Origin of the sequence: Pricia mediterranea, assembly GCF_032248455.1 — a bacterium.
GTDB lineage: Bacteria > Bacteroidota > Bacteroidia > Flavobacteriales > Flavobacteriaceae > Pricia > Pricia mediterranea.
The window spans coordinates 1,474,411-1,491,963 of the sequence record NZ_JAVTTP010000001.1; the positions used below are offsets into that span (position 1 = coordinate 1,474,411).

General features: G+C 45.0%; 12 protein-coding genes and 1 tRNA gene. 6 read left to right on the plus strand and 7 right to left on the minus strand.

Features of this window, described 5'->3' with window-relative positions; all coding sequences use genetic code 11:
* Positions 1–6 precede the first annotated feature (6 nt).
* Together scpA and RQM65_RS06245 are read left to right on the plus strand one after the other, a co-directional pair.
* Complete coding sequence (gene scpA, locus RQM65_RS06240; protein WP_314013481.1) at positions 7–2,226, plus strand: methylmalonyl-CoA mutase; 2,220 nt, start codon at positions 7–9, stop codon at positions 2,224–2,226.
* A gap of 114 nt (positions 2,227–2,340) precedes the next feature.
* A tRNA-Arg gene (locus tag RQM65_RS06245) sits at positions 2,341–2,414 on the plus strand.
* 443 nt (positions 2,415–2,857) lie between these two features.
* On the opposite strand, the gene RQM65_RS06250 is transcribed toward RQM65_RS06245, so the two are convergent.
* The 3 genes from RQM65_RS06250 to RQM65_RS06260 form a co-directional block, all read right to left on the minus strand.
* Entirely contained in the window at positions 2,858–4,093 is a 1,236-nt protein-coding gene (locus RQM65_RS06250) for a hypothetical protein (protein ID WP_314013482.1), read from the minus strand.
* Positions 4,094–4,224: 131 nt separating this feature from the next.
* Positions 4,225–5,163: a relaxase/mobilization nuclease domain-containing protein gene (locus tag RQM65_RS06255; RefSeq protein WP_314013483.1), complete on the minus strand. Its 939-nt coding sequence runs from the start codon at positions 5,161–5,163 to the stop codon at positions 4,225–4,227.
* Entirely contained in the window at positions 5,160–5,546 is a 387-nt protein-coding gene (locus RQM65_RS06260; RefSeq protein ID WP_314013485.1) for a hypothetical protein, read from the minus strand. The genes RQM65_RS06255 and RQM65_RS06260 overlap by 4 nt, the downstream gene beginning before the upstream one ends.
* Positions 5,547–6,951: 1,405 nt before the next feature.
* On the opposite strand from RQM65_RS06260, the gene RQM65_RS06265 reads away from it, so the two are divergent.
* On the plus strand, positions 6,952–7,428 hold the full coding sequence (locus RQM65_RS06265; protein WP_314013487.1) for a DinB family protein: 477 nt from the start codon (positions 6,952–6,954) through the stop codon (positions 7,426–7,428).
* Between the two features lie 470 nt (positions 7,429–7,898).
* On the opposite strand, the gene RQM65_RS06270 is transcribed toward RQM65_RS06265, so the two are convergent.
* The 4 genes from RQM65_RS06270 to RQM65_RS06285 form a co-directional block, all read right to left on the minus strand.
* Entirely contained in the window at positions 7,899–8,981 is a 1,083-nt protein-coding gene (locus RQM65_RS06270) for an IS701 family transposase (RefSeq protein WP_314013489.1), read from the minus strand.
* Between the two features lie 70 nt (positions 8,982–9,051).
* Complete coding sequence (locus RQM65_RS06275) at positions 9,052–9,255, minus strand: sigma factor-like helix-turn-helix DNA-binding protein (protein WP_314013491.1); 204 nt, start codon at positions 9,253–9,255, stop codon at positions 9,052–9,054.
* A 35-nt stretch (positions 9,256–9,290) separates the two neighbouring features.
* Positions 9,291–10,465, minus strand: a protein-coding gene (locus tag RQM65_RS06280) for an IS3 family transposase (RefSeq protein ID WP_314012607.1) whose coding sequence is annotated in 2 segments (ribosomal slippage) — positions 9,291–10,207 and positions 10,207–10,465 — 1,176 coding nt in all. Because the reading frame shifts where the segments join, the coding sequence is not laid out codon by codon here.
* 20 nt (positions 10,466–10,485) lie between these two features.
* On the minus strand, positions 10,486–10,917 hold the full coding sequence (locus RQM65_RS06285) for an RNA polymerase sigma factor (protein ID WP_314013492.1): 432 nt from the start codon (positions 10,915–10,917) through the stop codon (positions 10,486–10,488).
* A gap of 151 nt (positions 10,918–11,068) precedes the next feature.
* On the opposite strand from RQM65_RS06285, the gene RQM65_RS06290 reads away from it, so the two are divergent.
* The 3 genes from RQM65_RS06290 (at position 11,069) to RQM65_RS06300 (ending at position 17,522) form a co-directional block, all read left to right on the plus strand.
* A complete protein-coding gene (locus RQM65_RS06290) occupies positions 11,069–12,217 on the plus strand; it encodes a FecR family protein (protein ID WP_314013494.1) in 1,149 nt (382 codons plus the stop codon).
* A gap of 246 nt (positions 12,218–12,463) precedes the next feature.
* Positions 12,464–15,706, plus strand: coding sequence for a TonB-dependent receptor (locus tag RQM65_RS06295; RefSeq protein ID WP_349255851.1), 3,243 nt, complete (start codon positions 12,464–12,466; stop codon positions 15,704–15,706).
* A 10-nt stretch (positions 15,707–15,716) separates the two neighbouring features.
* Positions 15,717–17,522 carry a RagB/SusD family nutrient uptake outer membrane protein gene (locus tag RQM65_RS06300; RefSeq protein ID WP_314013497.1) on the plus strand — a complete coding sequence of 602 codons (1,806 nt, stop codon included), beginning with the start codon at positions 15,717–15,719 and terminating at the stop codon, positions 17,520–17,522.
* The last annotated feature ends 31 nt before the right edge of the window (positions 17,523–17,553 follow it).

Here is a 17,553-nt window from a genome sequence, read left to right on the forward strand (position 1 = left end):
AATTCAATGGAAAGAAAAAATATACAACATATTAAACTGCCTGAAAATCGAGATTCTATTTCATCGGTTCATAATTTTGAACACCTCGATTTTACGGCAGGTACGGCTCCCTTTCTGCGTGGGCCCTACGCCAGCATGTATGTACAGCGGCCTTGGACCATCCGGCAGTACGCGGGGTTTTCGACTGCCGAGGAAAGCAATGCCTTTTACCGGCGAAACCTGAAGGCGGGGCAAAAGGGACTCTCCATTGCCTTTGACCTGCCGACCCATCGGGGGTATGACAGCGACCACGCACGGGTCACCGGTGATGTGGGCAAGGCAGGCGTGGCCATAGACACCGTCGAGGATATGAAAATGCTCTTCGAGGGAATCCCCTTGGATGAAATGTCCGTTTCCATGACCATGAACGGAGCGGTACTGCCTACCATGGCCTTCTACATCGTGGCAGCACAAGAGCAGGGCGTGCCCCTGAAAAAATTGACCGGTACCATCCAAAACGACATCCTAAAGGAGTTTATGGTGCGCAACACCTACATCTACCCTCCCGCCCCATCGATGCAGATTGTGTCCGATATATTCGAATACACCAGCAAGCATATGCCCAAGTTCAATAGCATCAGTATTTCGGGATATCACATGCACGAGGCCGGCGCCACTGCCGAACTCGAACTGGCCTATACCCTGGCGGACGGATTGGAGTACATTCGCACAGGCCTAAATGCGGGATTGTATATCGACCACTTTGCACCGCGACTATCGTTTTTTTGGGGCATCGGGATGGACCATTTTATCGAAATCGCCAAATTGCGTGCCGGGCGGATGCTCTGGGCCAAGCTGGTGAAAAACTTCGATCCCAAAAACGAAAAATCGATGTCCCTCCGCGCCCACTCCCAGACCAGTGGATGGAGCCTCACCGCACAAGATCCTTTCAACAATGTGGCCCGTACCACCATCGAGGCGGCCGCTGCGGTTTTCGGAGGAACGCAAAGCCTGCATACCAATGCCTTGGACGAAGCGATGGCCCTGCCCACCGATTTTTCCGCCAGGATCGCCCGCAATACACAGCTTTTCCTGAGGGACGAAACCAAGATTACCAAGACCGTAGATCCTTGGGCAGGAAGCCACTATATCGAAGGCCTGACCCATGACCTGGCGCATAAAGCTTGGGCACTGATCCAGGAGGTGGAAGATCTGGGCGGCATGACGGAGGCCATCGAAGCGGGCATCCCGAAAATGCGCATCGAGGCGGCAGCGGCACAAAAACAGGCCCGGATAGACAGTGGACAGGAAACGATTGTCGGGGTGAACAGATACCGACTTGATAAGGAGGACGAATTACAGATTTTGGAAGTGGACACGGAACAGGTGCGAAAAGAACAACTTGAACGTTTGGCATCCGTTAAGAGACAGCGCGACAACGACGCGGTCGAAACCGCATTGAAAAAATTGACCGCTGTGGCCCAACGCAAAATGGATATTTCCAAAGATGCGAGAGCGTCCCGTGCAGAAAACGATGCCTTAGAAAGGGATGGCTCCGAATCCGATTCCCAAGAAGTTGCCGGCAAACACCGAAGCTTGAACGCTACCTCGCCAGTAAGCCTCGAATCGGTCAACAATGTGCACGGCACTGACCAAAATTTGTTAGCTTTAGCCGTCGAGGCGGCCAAGGTTCGGGCCACCTTGGGCGAAATCAGCCAGGCCCTGGAAACCGCTTTCGGCAGACATAGGGCTAAAATTCAATCCATTACCGGGGTGTATTCCAAAGAGATTCAAGAAAACGACAGTTTTAAAAAGGCCCGCGAACTCTCCGACCGCTTTGCGGAACAGGACGGTCGCCGGCCCCGCATCCTCATCGCAAAAATGGGACAGGACGGCCATGACCGCGGCGCGAAGGTCGTGGCGACCGGCTACGCCGACCTCGGTTTCGATGTCGATATAGGGCCCCTATTCCAAACCCCGGCCGAGGCAGCAAAGCAAGCGGTTGAAAACGATGTGCACATCTTGGGCGTTTCCTCCTTGGCGGCCGGACATAAAACTCTCGTGCCCCAAGTAATCAGGGAACTTGGGAATTATGGGCGTGGGGATATCAGGGTTATCGTTGGCGGGGTTATTCCCCAACAAGACTATGATTTTCTGCTCGATAGCGGGGTCACCGCGATATTCGGTCCGGGTTCTAAGCTTACGGATACCGCCATCGAGATTTTAGAGATATTATTAGATCCGTAGTTACCATCCACTATTATGCGACAGTATAAAAATTTCGGCAAATTTAAAATTATGACTTGTTGACAGCTTGCGAAATCCATAATTTTAGTAAGTTTGCACGCTAATTAACAAAGAGGTCGCGTAGCTCAGCTGGATAGAGCATCTGCCTTCTAAGCAGACGGTCGCAGGTTCGAATCCTGCCGCGATCACTTGAAAATCAAGACTTTACAGATTAATTTCTTTGAGGTCTTTTTTATTTGCACTCAATTTGCACTCATAAATTGGTGTTATTTGGTTTTATATGGACTTATTTGAGATTGCAAAACCGATTTTTTGGATACAAATTGGACCGCAAGGGTTCTAAACGTCTTTGCCCTTTCTCTCCCTATTCTTATTAAATTGTCCACAAGTCATCAATTCCCTTAATTGAATATAAGAGAAAAATTTCCATCCTCCCCAAAATCTTTCCATAACCTTACCTGCGCGTGGATTCTGCGGAGTTTCTTTAGCGTCCCGACAGGTAAGCGTTAAGAAGAAACTTTGTAGGGCGCAACTGTACTTTTGCTCGGCGCACCATACTTCTTCTCCCCTATCCACAAAAAAGCGCCCGACAGGGCGCAAATTTGCCTGTCCAAAAGCATCATTTTGAATTTTACCACGAAAGCCCCATACCTTTCCCCTTGTAATTTGTAAAATCTGTAAACTCGTCCTTGAACCCGTTAAAGACCTCTTTTTGTTTTTCGCCCCTATCACCCAATAATGAACTTACCGCATAAACGCCTTTCCGTAACGATCGGTTCTGTCGGATACTCGATAGCTTTTCGGATGCCACCTTCAGAATTTCGCGGAGCCCATTATCCATGTGATGTTGTATGATATCCCGATGTAGGTTCGGGTAAACCTTTTCCACCGATACCATAAAGGCGGTCCTATCGTACATCCTCCTTTCCATGAGGTGGCCGGCCCATAGATTCTTAAGGTCGTTTCTACCATCTTCAACAAGGCCATTGATAACGGTTTGTTGTCCCTGCAATGATGCGTTCAAATCTGGAATGGAATTCAAATATATGCTCGTTCTTTTCGGCAACCGGTAACTTGTCATATTGTCGGTATATATGGATTTGACCTCGAACCCCTCCTCCCCTTTTGCAAAATAGAACCCCTTTGCATTGAAAAAGGCGATATAGTCCTTAGGAGATTTTTCAAAAGGCGCATGCACCCGTTCCGCATGCTGCAGATAGGAAGCCAATGCGATAATTTCATATTGTTTTTTATGAACAGTGTTCATTCTTTCATAGAGCTTGGGAAACACCATCGGCAGAAAAATGGCCGTTGCCGTTAGCTTAGGGCTGTTTTCGGAACTCTGCTCCGATAACATTTCGAGCATCAAATGGTTTTGACGGACGAAACCCGTAGACACATATTCCTCCATGGCATTTGGGATGGGCAAACGGCCCAAAGGAACTGGAACGGTATGCCTGTTCGAACCGGTAAAGGACAACTTGTTGTCATAGTATTTCACGCCCAAGGATTGGAACAAAAAACGGACGCTTCCCTGTTTCGTTCTGACATCGAAAATTCGCTTTTTGAGTATATTACCAATGAGCTTGAACTTGTTTTCCAAGGTTTCCCTTTCCTTTTTCATTTCCAGTTCGTACAATCTTTCCCTGACGATCGGAAAGGCGTTTTCTATCGCTTTCCTGAATGCCTTTCTTTGGTTTCTTGGGATATAGCGTTCCAGGAAATTATGCTTTTTCGAGGCCGTCAAACTCGGAACGATGTCGCCAAAATTCCTGGTCACGATATACTGCGAGAACAACCCGTTCTGTTTGGGGGATTTCAGATAGGATGTTGTTAATGCCTCCTTTATCAGTTTGTTTACTTCCAATTTGAACTGTCTGCTTTCGGTATCGATTTCAGTGGTTCCGTCACCGTTACTGAAAATATCCTTGCGGTTTTGAATCCGTATGTTCTTGCCCAGTTCCCTATCCCTAAAAACATATCGCGATCTGTCATAGATTATAAATCCCTCGATACCGTCTTCCTTTTTGTCCAGTTTCTGTCGATGTCCTGATATTCCTTTAGCACATCTTCTAGGTCATTTGGATGTATTGTTTTGAAAAGGCCATAGGTAGTCTCTATCTGTTTCAGCAGCCGTTTGCGGTGCATCGGCAACAGCTTCGAGCTGGAATGGATATCGAAGACCTTTTGTAGTTTCGGGCCGCTCAGCCCTCGGTGTACTTCGGAGCCGTTGATGAACCTTGTCCGGTAGCCCTTTTGGTTGTCCAGTCCATAGGCGACCCCTACCCTACCGGATTCGTTTTTGGTCTGTCTTAGTTCGATATGGTAAGGTTTCACCAATCTTGCCAGTTCCCCGAAGCTACGCACCTTGTATTTCTGGTTGATGCCGTTCAGTACGTCCTGCAGATAATGCTTCGTTCCTTTTTCCGCATCCATGCCGAACAGTAGTCCCGGCGATCGGTATATCGGGAGTTCCCTTTTCTGTTTTGTCGTCGGTGCCGGGGACAGGCCGTATTTTTTTTCCAGATACTGCCGTGTCGCCATGCTCCTTCTATGGCTGTTGAAGATTTCGAGTACTTTTCCGTCCTCCTTTACGATGGTGGATACGATATGGACGTGTTCGTGCTCGGTATCCGTGTGCCTTACCGTTACATAGGGCTGTTCCCCATAGCCCATCTTTTCCATGTACTCTTCGGAGATCTTAAGGAACGTACCGTCATCAAGGCGTTCGCCGTGCGGAAGGTTCAGACTGATATGTGCATAGCGGTTCTTGGTGGCGTTGCGCTGTCCCTGGAAATGGAGCACGCTCCCGAAGAACTTCCGCGATATGCTTTGGGAAAATGTATTGCCGTAACCGAGTATTCGCATACCTTCTTTTCCGAAGGCATAGTTCAATGTCCCCGTACAGGTTTCGCCATAAATGATCTTTGCTATCATCCCGATTTTTCTTCCATCGTAATTTCGATAATCATGTAGAGCAGTTCGTTGGTCCTGTTAATTTCCCGTTCGAGGTCCGAATTCGGGCTTCTCAGGTTCTTATGGTGCGCGATCTTGACCAACTGGTTGATGTTATTGCCTATTTTGTTGATATGGTAGGCAAGGTTCGATTTGTCAGGGAGCCTATCTTTTTCCTCCGCTTCGCCGTTCAAGACCAATCTTCTCAGCAACGGACTTATCGTTCCCCTTTCCGAAATATCCAAGTCATAGGATTCGCATATTTTTTTCAATCTTTCATATTCCATATCGTTGAAACGGAGCATTACGTTATGCCCCCTCTTCTTTTTTCCCAACCGTTTCCGGCCTCTTTTCCTCTGTTCCATTTGTTTGCTTTTAAGTTAAAACACTTCGTAAGAAGTAGACAATTCCAAGTTACTTGGAATGCACCTCGCTATCCGTTTCACGGATAAATATAGATAATCATTTTTGAGTATAACTATCTTATATTCAATATTTTAACTCATAAAAACATATGGAACCATATAGGATTATATGGGTACAGATTGGGGATTCATCTGGTCTGATATGGTGTTGAAAAAAATTACGGTATTAAGGAAATATCCAAGTTTTTTGTGGATAGGGGGAGGAAAGGGCAAGCGGCCTTTTCGCCGCTTGTTCTTTTGGGCGGCCGAGGAGGTCGGGCAAAACCGGACCGGAGAGACTTCTCGGGGGAGGTGTGCAGCTTGTCCAGATGTGCAGAATTGGAATGTAGGGTTGCCCGACTTCCTCAGGGGTTGGGGATTAATTATTCTACAAGCCTTCAGTTTTAAAGTCTTCCTTTAAAATCCATCAAAAAAAGTCTCGTGGAATTCTCTTTATCTGTATTCCCCTGTAAAAATATTTAATCCTTTAATTAATTATTTAGCTAATTAATTATTTGCATCAAATCCAGTAAAACAGGGCAATCGCCGATTTGACCTATGATAATTTTCAACGTCTCCCTAGCTAATGCATAGTTTTTTGACCCCAACTTTTTATTTCTAAAATGAACCGTTCGAGAACCTTCTAAAAAAATACGATATTGTGGAAAAGGGTAGAACAGACCAAGCGGCTATTTCAACCTGTTTTACTCTTGGACGTCCCTAGATAGGTAGGCGAAGCCGGAATGAAGTAAATTCTCGTGCAAAGGACCTTGTTTGCCGTTTTAAATTGGATTGGCGCGGAAGCTGCAGCAGAGGCTTGGAAATAACATATAGGAGCAGGTTTAAAAAAAAGTCCAAATAAACGTGGGATTGTAAGCTACTGGTTAAATTAAAAGGGTACGGGTTAATTTGAACTTTGAGAGCTTAAACACAGTTCTAAAAAACGTTCGTTCAGGCCCAGTGGAAGGGTAGTTGCCACCAAAGGGCATGTAATTCATTCTTGGTATCTATAGAAATCTTATGGGATTTTTTGTTACGTCTCCAGGCTTAGCGTACGTTTTCGCACAGATGGGCCTCATACCCCAACGTTACCATCCCTTAAACCTCGGCATTTTTAATTTAAAATGCTGGGGCTTTCCTTATCTTTATGATTTAGAAAAAACTAATTCTGAGCGTTTATTATTTGAAGACCAGATAACTTTTAACCAATAACCGTTAACGATTGACGATTTTTGATTTAAAAAGAAAATAGACAAGAGAGGATAGAAGAAAGACTTAAATTGAATACTGAAGTCGAATTTGAAAATCTGAACCTGAAAACTCACGAACTCATCGACTCATCGACACATTATCAAATTGACACAGTATGCCTAACATTATCCGTAAACAATTAGTTAAACACCTGAAAGGCGGCCAGGCCTTTATGCCAGTCGATAAGTTGCTGGAAGAAATCACTTGGGATAAGCTGGGCGTCCGTCCTGCTGATTTACCCTATTCTTTTTACGAGGTCTTTTACCATATTTATTATACGCAAAATGATATTTTAAATTTCTGTAAAGCCGAAAGCTATTCCACGCCCAGCTGGCCCGATGACTATTGGCCGGAAACCCAAACTCCAAAAAACGAACAAGCTTGGGAGAAATTAGTTGCCGATTTTCAAAGCGATCGGGAAAAATTGGTTTCTTTTTTGCAAGCCGAAAAAAATGCATTGGAAAAACCTGTGCGTCACGGAAAAGGCGATCAAACCTTGATTCGGGAAATGATGCTGATCATTGAACACACCGCTTACCATACTGGTCAGCTATTGGTCATTTTACGTTGTTTGGGTTTACATACTTCTTAGAAATAAACTTTTATGGTTCAAGTGTCTTCTATTTCTGAAATAAGGAACGGAACTACCTTTATTATTTGTATTGTCCATAGAGGTGAGAGGTTGGTGGTGAGAGTTGAGTAGTGGGCAAAAGATACAAGAATCAGGAAACAGTAAGCATTTAAAATGTATATTGTATCGGCTGTAGTTCACATAATAATTCTAACCATAGATTTATCATGTATTAGCCTTATTTGGGGGTATATAGCATTGAAAATAAGATAAAGCCCGTAACATCGTAGGGATAAGGCAGGTGACCATGCTCCTGCGGTCTATCACAAAGAACATTTAAACCTTTATATGGCCCAAATTGACGGCTACCCTTCCGTTGATGGATGCTCTGACGATGTTTAAAGTCCAGATAAACGTGGGTTTTTTATATACTTAAAATTTCTGCTGATATTAGAGCAGTTTAACCTCAAAGGCCTTATTATTTACTCAAGTTACGCAGGTTCGTAATCGACCTTGATTCCCTTTATCCTATTCAGTTCCCTGTATGCAGCCTTGACGGCCGCCAGATAGACCTTCGCCCTCTTGGCGAAATGGTTGGTGCCGTTCGCCAGCCTGAGCTTCTCGAGCTTGACGTAGGCCAAGATCGAATGGAATATGTGGTTGGCCCTTGTCTTCAACGAATTTGCGGGCGACCTGCCCGCCGAGGCGTTCTGTTTTATTCCCTTGTGGTATTCCTCGACGCTCCACCGTTTTTTGTAGACCGCCATGAACCCTGCACCGTCAAGGCCAAGGTCGTTGGACACCAGGAACCTTTCCCCCGTGGAGCCGTCCTTGTTCGTAAAGACCTGCCTGACCAGAAGGACCCTGATGCCAAGACCCTTTAGGTAGACCTCCACCGGGGCGTCGCCGGCGACCGTTTCCCTTATCCCCTTCCACCGCCCGTTGTCCCTTTCGGTGCCGTCGCGGCAGGCCAGGCGGTTGGCCTTGATCTCGAAAATGAAACGTTTGCCCTTTTTGTGGATGAATTTCATATTGTCGTTCGAACAGAACCAGCTGTCGGCCAGGACGTACCTGAAGGGCAGTTGGTTATGGACGACCTGCCCTACCATGTCCCTGAAGAGCTCGTTCTTCGTGACCGTGGCCTTTCGCTTTTCCTTTTTAGTGGATATCTCGCAGTAATGAAGGAGCTTGGCCACTAAATGGTAGTTCACCGGACAGCGGACGGTGCCCTTTTCCGATTCGCTGTGGTAGAGGCAGTTCAGCATGTTGATGCCCTTGACGTTGATGCCCTTGGAGTGGTCGAAGTGGTAACAGTTGTGCCCCTCGACCTTACTGTAGGGCTTCTCGACGATGGTGTCGTCGAATATGATGCAGGCATCCTCCGTCCTGTACTTCTTGACAAAGGGCTTGACCGAGAGCCAGAGTTCCTTCCCGCCCGAGGCACCGCCCGACAGGTGGCGGGTTATTTTGTCGTGGGAGATCGAACCGTCCAGCAACGAGGACAGACCGGTGGAAGTGACCTGGCCAAAACTGCTTAGCAGATAGTCCGTATACAAATCTTCAATGTTTTCCATAAGGGAAAGTTAGCTTTTTTAATCTTTGCGTAACTTGAGTTATTTATTTATAATTCCGATTCTCCCAAACCTAGCCCAGCAGTCCCTTTCTCCCGAACAGAACGAACAAAAACGTTCGATACTCCGCTCCCAGTTTTTTTCGTAGCTCCTCAAACGCTTTGGTCAGATGTGCCTCCACGGTCTTTATCGAGACCTTCAGGTATTCCGAGATTTCCAGATTGGTCAGTCCCTCCTTTCTGCTTAGCAGGAAGACTTCCCTGCATTTTGGTGGCAAACTTTTGGACTTGCAACAAAAAAACGGACATTTAGTTAAGCTACATTTTTAAGTTGCATTGATTTCTCAAATTCATTGATTGTCATATTACCAAGAGCGGAGTGTCTCCTGTTCCTGTTGTACCATGTTTCGATCCATTCGAATATCGATAGCGCAGCTTCCTTTTTCTCCCGGTAGCCGTTTCTATAGATGAGTTCGACCTTTATGGTCTTAAAGAAGCTCTCGGCCACGGCATTGTCCCAACAATTTCCTTTTCTGCTCATGCTCCTTTCAACACATTTGTAGCTGTCCAGTAAATTGACAAAATCATGGCAGGCATATTGTATGCCCCTGTCCGAATGAAAGATCAGTTTCTTTGAGGGCGGACGGTTGACAACTGCCATTTTCCATGCTGCCACCGTGGTTTTCTCCGCGCACAGATCGTCGCTTTGCGACCAGCCCAGTACTTTACGGTCAAAAAGGTCCAGGACAACGGTCAGGTAAAGCCACCCCTTGGCCGTTTTTACATAGGTGATGTCCGATACCCATGCCCGGCCGCTTTCCCCGGCGGAGAAGTCCCTGTCCAGTTTGTTTTCCACCACCGGATACCTGTGTTTGGAATCGGTCGTTACCACAAACTTTTTGGCGTGGACCGCCCGTATCCCGTTTTTCCTCATCAACCTGGCCACCCGTGGCCTGGACACATCGAACCCACGGGCCCTGAGCTCATCGGTCATACGGGGGCTCCCGTAACTGGCCTTGCTCCGTTCGTGCACACGCATTATTTCGCAAAGCAACATCCGGTTCTCGTTGTCGCGCTTCGAGGGCATATGGTTCTGCCATGCATAAAATCCGCTTCTGCTTACCTTGAAGACTTTGCACATCTTCCCGACAGGGAATTCCTTTTTGTGGTCCTTTATGAACCGGTAGATTTCCTGTCGCTCGCGGAGAAGATGCCAATGGCCTTTTTTAGGATGTCGCGTTCAAGTTCCGCGTCCCTCAGGCGTTTCTCCAACCGGCCTATCTCTTTTTGTTCATCGGTCATTTTCGCGTTGCCACGGCCCGGAAAACTGTTGGGGCCGAGTTCGCCCATCTCCTTTCTCCATCTGCCCAGTACAGATCTGGGGATGTCAAGTTCACGGCAGATCTCAACGATGCTACCGCGTGCATAGGTCAGTTCCACGGCCTTTTGCTTGAACTCATCAGTGTAATGTCTTGCTTTTCTTCTCATTATAGGGTAAAGTTAAAACGTTAGTGACGTCCCTCAACTTTATGTCCAATCAAATGTAGCAATTCCATTTCGATTTCCCGGGTAACCCGGGCCATGACCTTCTCCCAAGAGGTTTCGCTGTGTAATCGTACCGCCTTGTCCAGCGCCTCGAAATATTTATGTTCCAAGACCATGGTCGAACGGTTCTTCTTGTACTGGTTGATAAATTCGTTGTAAACGGATCTGAATAAAAAATTTTGTAGGGAAGAGGTAGCAATGGGCAGTTTTCTACGCTTTACCCATGTGCGCAAAAACACGTTCTGGAGGATGTCCTGCGCCAGGGCATGGTCGTTCGTCAAGGTCAGAGCATAACCGAACAGCCTGCGGTCGTATAGGTCGACCAGTTGGATAAACGCCTTTTCTTCCCCATTTTTCAATCGTTCTATAAGTTCCGTTGTTTCGTCTTTTTCCATATAGCGATCATAATCTATCGCATAAATATATAGGACAAAACGCAAAGGTGAAAAAAAAGTCAATAAAAAGTTAGGGTATTGCCAATTAGCTTTGTCTTATCTATAGAGACCGAACCGAAATATGATGGCCCCCGAAACGGAAAAGCGAATCGTGAAATACCTTTTGCACGAGGCATCGGCAGAAAATCTGGATGCGCTGTCCGACTGGATCTTGGTCGAGGCCAACGAGCGGATTTTTGAGACGTTCGTCCGGTCGCATTACGAAACCATCACTGCTATGAACGAACCGGATACGGATAAGATCAAGGAAGTCCTGATAAAAAGGATGAAGAGGGATAAAAAGGTCTTCCGTAGCCGAAAAGCCCGTTCGCTGATGAAATACGCCGCTGTGGGGCTCGTGTTCTTGGCGCTGGGTTATTTTTTTCAACAGGATCGGACGAAGGGTAATCATCCGGTCAAACTTGTTCCCAAGGAAGAAACCATCACCATCACGTTGGACAATGGAACCATTGAAGCCTTAGACCCCTTGGCGAACCGGAAAGTAAAGGATGCCCATGGAAATATAATCGGGAATCAGGAAAGGTCGAAAATGACCTATCGGAAATCCGTTGCCACTGTTGCCAAAGGAACCGCCCCCAAGAAATTAGTGTACAACACCTTAAAAGTGCCATACGGCAAACGTTTCGATGTGGTGCTGTCAGATGGCACCCATGTTTTTTTGAACTCGGGAACCTCCTTGCGGTATCCGGTGCAATTTTTAAAAGGATTTGATCGGACGGTATTCTTGACCGGGGAAGCCTATTTCGATGTGGCCAAGGACAGGGAACATCCCTTTACGGTCCATGCCGACGAACTGGACATTGAAGTTTTGGGCACCCAATTCAACGTATCCCATTATCCCGAGGACACAAATATCAATACAGTTTTGGTCGAGGGATCCGTGGAACTCCATAAAAAAACAGGAGACGCGGAAAACGGTGAAGGCATTTTACTTGAGCCCGGTTTCAAGGCCGAATGGCGAAAAGCGGGGAACGACATCGCCATAGAAAATGTTGATACCGATATGTACACCGCTTGGGTACAGGGCAAACTCGTTTTCCGTAATACCTCTTTATGGAAAATCCGACAAGCTCTGGAACGAAAATACAACGTCACCATAAAGAACCGGAACAAAGACCTTGAGGGGCAATTGTTCGATGCCTCTTTTGATATCGAGACCATCGAAGAGGTGTTGGAGTCGTTCAACAAAAGCTATGCGATCGAATATAAGATAGAAGATAACAAAGTGATTATTCAGTAACCTAAAACCGAAATCCATGAAATTAGACCGATAATCAAAAAGACCTTTGCAATCACTACCAGTAATTTAAATACTCAACCAATTTAAGAACGCTAGATTATGAAAAAACTCTTTTATCTTAAAGGCGGTAAACCATACTCCCTAAAAGTAAGCCTGAAAATGAAACTTACAGTAATTTTCACGATAGTTTCACTTTTCCAAATTCATGCAAACACCTATTCGCAGAACAAGAAAATCAGCTTGGATATGCCGAACACTACGGTGCAAGAAGTGATACATGAGATAGAATCCCTTTCCGATTTCAAGTTTTTGCTGAACAGAAGGGATGTCGACGTAAATCGACAGGTCTCCATACAAGTAGAGAAACAAAAAATTACAACTGTGCTATCGGAACTGTTCTCGGGTACCGATGTGGGTTATGAGGTGTTGAAGAAGCAGATTATTTTGAGGAAGGTTTCGCAAAAAGCAGTTTCCGTCAAAGCTCCGATATCTTCGCCGGTTTTTAACACGACGATACAGTTTCAAGTTTCGGGAACCGTTACCGATGCCAACGGGTCGCCGCTTCCCGGAGCCAGTATCCTTGAAAAAGGTACTACCAACGGGGTACAATCCGATTTTGACGGTAACTTCTCCATCGAACTTTCCGATGAAAATGCCACCTTAGTGGTCTCCTATATCGGTTTCGCCGAAAAAGAGATAGTTGTCAATGGGCAGGCAACCGTTAACGTGCAATTGGAGGAAAGTGCGCAGGGGTTGGATGAAGTTGTCGTTGTAGGTTATGGGGTAAAAAAAAAGGCTACTATCACAGGCGCAATCAGTACAGTTGAAGGTGAGGAATTTGACAAATCTCCGGTAACTAATTTTTCTAATTCTTTTGCAGGTAGAGTGTCGGGCTTAACTGTGGTAACACGATCCGGTGAGCCAGGCAGCGATAATTCCACCATTAGAATTCGGGGCTCGAATACTTTAGGAGATAACAGTCCTTTAATAGTGATTGATGGCATTCCGAACAGGGATATGAACAGGCTTAACCCAGCGAACATTGAGAATATCACCGTCCTAAAGGATGCTTCAGCAGCTATTTACGGGGCTCAAGCGGCAAATGGAGTCATTTTGATTACCACTAAAAGAGGTGTAGAAGGAAAACCAGAAATTACTGTTAATGTGAATACTGGATTAAGTAGCCCTACCGTTCTTCCCAATATGGCAGATGCCGCAACTTATGCACAAATGATTAACGAGCTTTATGCCTACGATGGCATAGAGCCAAAATATTCGGAAGAGGACATTTTAAGGTATAGAGATGGTTCCGACCCTTGGAAATACCCCAATACAGATTGGTATGATGAAACAATGAAATCGGAAGCGCTAATGCAAACTTCTTCCCTTGAATTAAGGGGTGGGTCGGAATCGTTGAAATATTTTGTGTCGGTAGGCACTAGATATCAGGACGGAATCTATAAGAACAGCGCAACTTCGTATAACCAGACCGATTTTCGGAGCAATCTCGATGGGAAAATTTCAGATAACATTAATTTAAGTATTGATATCTCCGGAAGGCAAGAAAATAGAAACTATCCCACGCGGTCGGCCGGCACCATTTTCAGCATGCTAATGCGGAGCTACCCCACTACTAACGCTTACTGGCCAAACGGACTAAACGGCCCTGATATAGCAAATGGAAATAACCCGGTAGTAATAACAACAAAGCAAAGCGGTTATAACCGAATAATCGATTACGTTTTTCAAAGTAATGTGAAATTAAATATTACGTTTCCATGGGCCAAGGGTCTTTCATTTACGGGAAATGTGGCATACGATAAAAATATCCAAAATAGAAAACTATGGGAAAAACCATGGGATCTATATACTTGGGACGAGGAAACTTTGGACGAAAATGATTTGCCGTTCTTAGTAAAATCGCAGCGAGGTTTTCCGAGCCCACAACTTCGACAGGAAATGGAGGATGGCAAGAAAGTGACGATAAATGCTTTGCTCAACTATGAAAGGAGTTTTTCGGAAAAACACAATCTTGGTATCCTTCTTGGATCAGAAAGACTTTCTGGTGACCAGATGAATTTTTGGGCGTTCCGCAAACAATTTGTTTCAACAACAATCGACGAGTTATTTGCAGGCGGAGAAAACGAAAAGGACAATAGCGGCGAAGCTAGTACAAGTGCACGATTAAATTATTTCGGACGTGTAAACTACGATTTTTTAAATAAATATTTGTTCGAGTTCGTTTGGAGATATGATGGGTCATATATTTTTTCCGAAGACCAAAGGTTCGGCTTTTTCCCCGGGGTTTCTCTAGGCTGGATAGCTTCTCAAGAAAATTTCTGGAACAATAATTTGTCGTTTATAAATTATTTTAAATTACGCGGTTCATGGGGGAAAACCGGTAATGACCGAATTGATCCTTATCAGTTCAATTCGAGTTACGGCTTTGGAACTCGCAACTATGTTTTTGGAGATGAGGAAAAGGTGCTAGAAGAACTAAGGGTCGGAAACCCCAACGTAACTTGGGAGGTAGCAAATCAATTCAATATTGGTCTTGACGGAGCAATTTTTGAAAGTAAACTCAATTTTTCGATGGATTATTTTTATAATTATAGAACCGATATTCTGTGGCAGCGAAATGCGTCCGTGCCGCAATCTACCGGTTTGATTTTACCCCGTGAAAACATTGGAGAAGTTGTCAATCAAGGGTTCGACTTCTTGATAGGATACAATAATTCTATTGGTGAATTTCGATATAATCTCTCTTTAAATGGAGGATACAGCAATAACCATATCAAGTTTTGGGACGAAACTCCTGGGGTTCCCGAATATCAAAGATCGACCGGAAGGCCGATGAATGCGGAATTGAATTACAATGCCATAGGAGTTTTTGAGGATCAAGCCTCGCTTGAATCATACCCACATTGGGAGGGTGCTGGGCCAGGTGACGTAATCTTTGAAGACGTTAATGAAGATGGCGTTATCGACGGACTTGATAGAGTAAGATCCGAAAAGACGGAAGAACCTACTTTTTCAGGAGGATTAAACATGAATTTGGATTGGAAGAATTTTTATACTTCAATACTATTTCAATGGGCTACAGGCGCCGAGCGTTATAGCTATGTTGAATTTCAGGGAGAATCCGGTAATTATTTTGCCAAAGACGCCAACGGACGATGGACAGAGGAAAATCCAAGCGCAACAAAGGCAAGGCCATGGAACAGATATTTCGGGTACTGGCGAGATCAAAGAAACACATACTGGCTACAAAATGCCGACTACCTTAGACTGAAAAATTTAGTGATCGGTTACAATTTGGGAGGGCTCGAAGAAGTAAAAAAAGCGGGGTTCGAAGATTTCAGAATTTATTTTTCGGGTAACAACCTTATCACATTTGACAAATTGGATGATTTTGACCCCGAGTCTACATCTTCCAATGCCTATCCATTAAACAAAATATATAACTTAGGTATAAGTCTAACCTTTTAATATTGGAGACATGAAAAGATTAAAATCAGTATTGTTACTGCTATCGGTAACGTTGGCTATTACTATTTCCTGCAGTGATGATTTCTTGGAAACCAAACCGCTCACCGAAGTATCCGAAGTAGATTTATGGGGGGATCCAGCTTTGGTTAGGTCCTTCGTTAATAACATTTATTTAAACATTCCAGAACCTTTTTTAAGAGGCAGACTGTCCTCAAATGTTGTCGATGAGGCCGATTATCGTGGAAATACCGGTGCGCTTAATTTCAATAATGGAGTAATAACACAAGATCAAACACCTGCATGGATAAGTATGTATTACAATAAGACCTGGGAAGACTTGTATAAAAATGTAAGAAACTGTAATACCGTTTTGGAGAACATTGAAAACATTCCCTTTGAGAATGCAGAATTAAAGGATAAAACGGAAGGTGAGGTCCGTTTTTTACGCGCCTACTCATATCATGAATTAGTTGCTGCCTGGGGCGGTGTCCCATTAATTACCGAGGTGTACGGCTTAGGGAGTGATTTTGAAGCGCCTCGGGACTCCTATGAAGACTGCATCAATTTTATTGTCTCTGAATGTGACTTGGCGGCAAATTTGTTGCCGGAGGTACAAGACGGGGCCGATATAGGACGTGCAACAAAGGGTGGTGCCCTGGCATTAAAGTCGCGGGTACTCCTATATGCCGCAAGTGAGTTACATAATTCTACAGTATTGCCATCATTTACCCATCCCGAATTATTGGGATATCAAGGTGGGGATAGGGGTTCAAGATGGACAGCTGCCAAAAATGCTGCTAAAGAAGTTATTGACTTAGGACTATATAGTCTTTATAAAGCAGACCCCGCCCCTGGGGATTCTATCGCTCAAAATATCAAGGAGTACTTTTTGACACCAGGATATACTGAGGAAGATATATGGCTGAAACCTTTCCTTGAAGAAAAATCAGAGCAATACTTGGGGTTGTATGGAGGACCTAATGGTTATCATGGATGGGGTGTGAACGCCCCGATAGGGGACATTGTAGATGCCTATGAAATGGCCGATGGGTCTAAATTTGATTGGACCGATCCGGTCCAGGCCAGTATGCCATATGAAAATCGGGACCAACGTTTTTATGCACACATATTTTATGAAGGTGCTAAATGGAGGAAAAGGCCTGAGGATGCCATAGGGCGTGATCCCGATGGTGTTATTCAGGTCGGGACTTATGAGGTATGGAATAATGAAACATCGGAAATTGATCTGAGATTCGGATTGGATACCAGATCCGGAGGCATAGAAGAATGGAATGGTTCTTATACGGGCTACTATTTGCGAAAGTTTATAGATCCGGCAAAAGATTTAACCTTTATCGAAGGCGGAGGTGTCGGGTTCCAAGGTATTCCTTATCGTTACTTTAGGTATGCCGAGATACTTTTAAATTATGCTGAGGCATGTATCGCGCTTGGGCAAGATGCAGAGGCTAGACAATATATAAATATGGTAAGACGAAGGGCGGGGCAACCTGATTTAACCGAATCGGGTGATGATTTAATTGAGCGCTATCGGAATGAAAGGCGTATTGAACTAAGTTTTGAGGAACACCGGATACATGATGTCAGAAGGTGGGCAATTGGGCCTGAAGCTTATCATCCAGTTTTAAGAGCAAAGGTAATATATGAGCTCTTACCGGACAAAACTACCGCTACGGTTCCGACCATAACACATGAGGTGTTCCAAGAAAGGAGTTGGGTCGATAAGGCATATTTTATGCCCATTCCTAGGGACGAAATAAGTAAAAATAGTTTGCTCGTTCAAAACCCTGGTTATTGAGTGTCACGAACTAGTGATAAGTTCAGTGAAA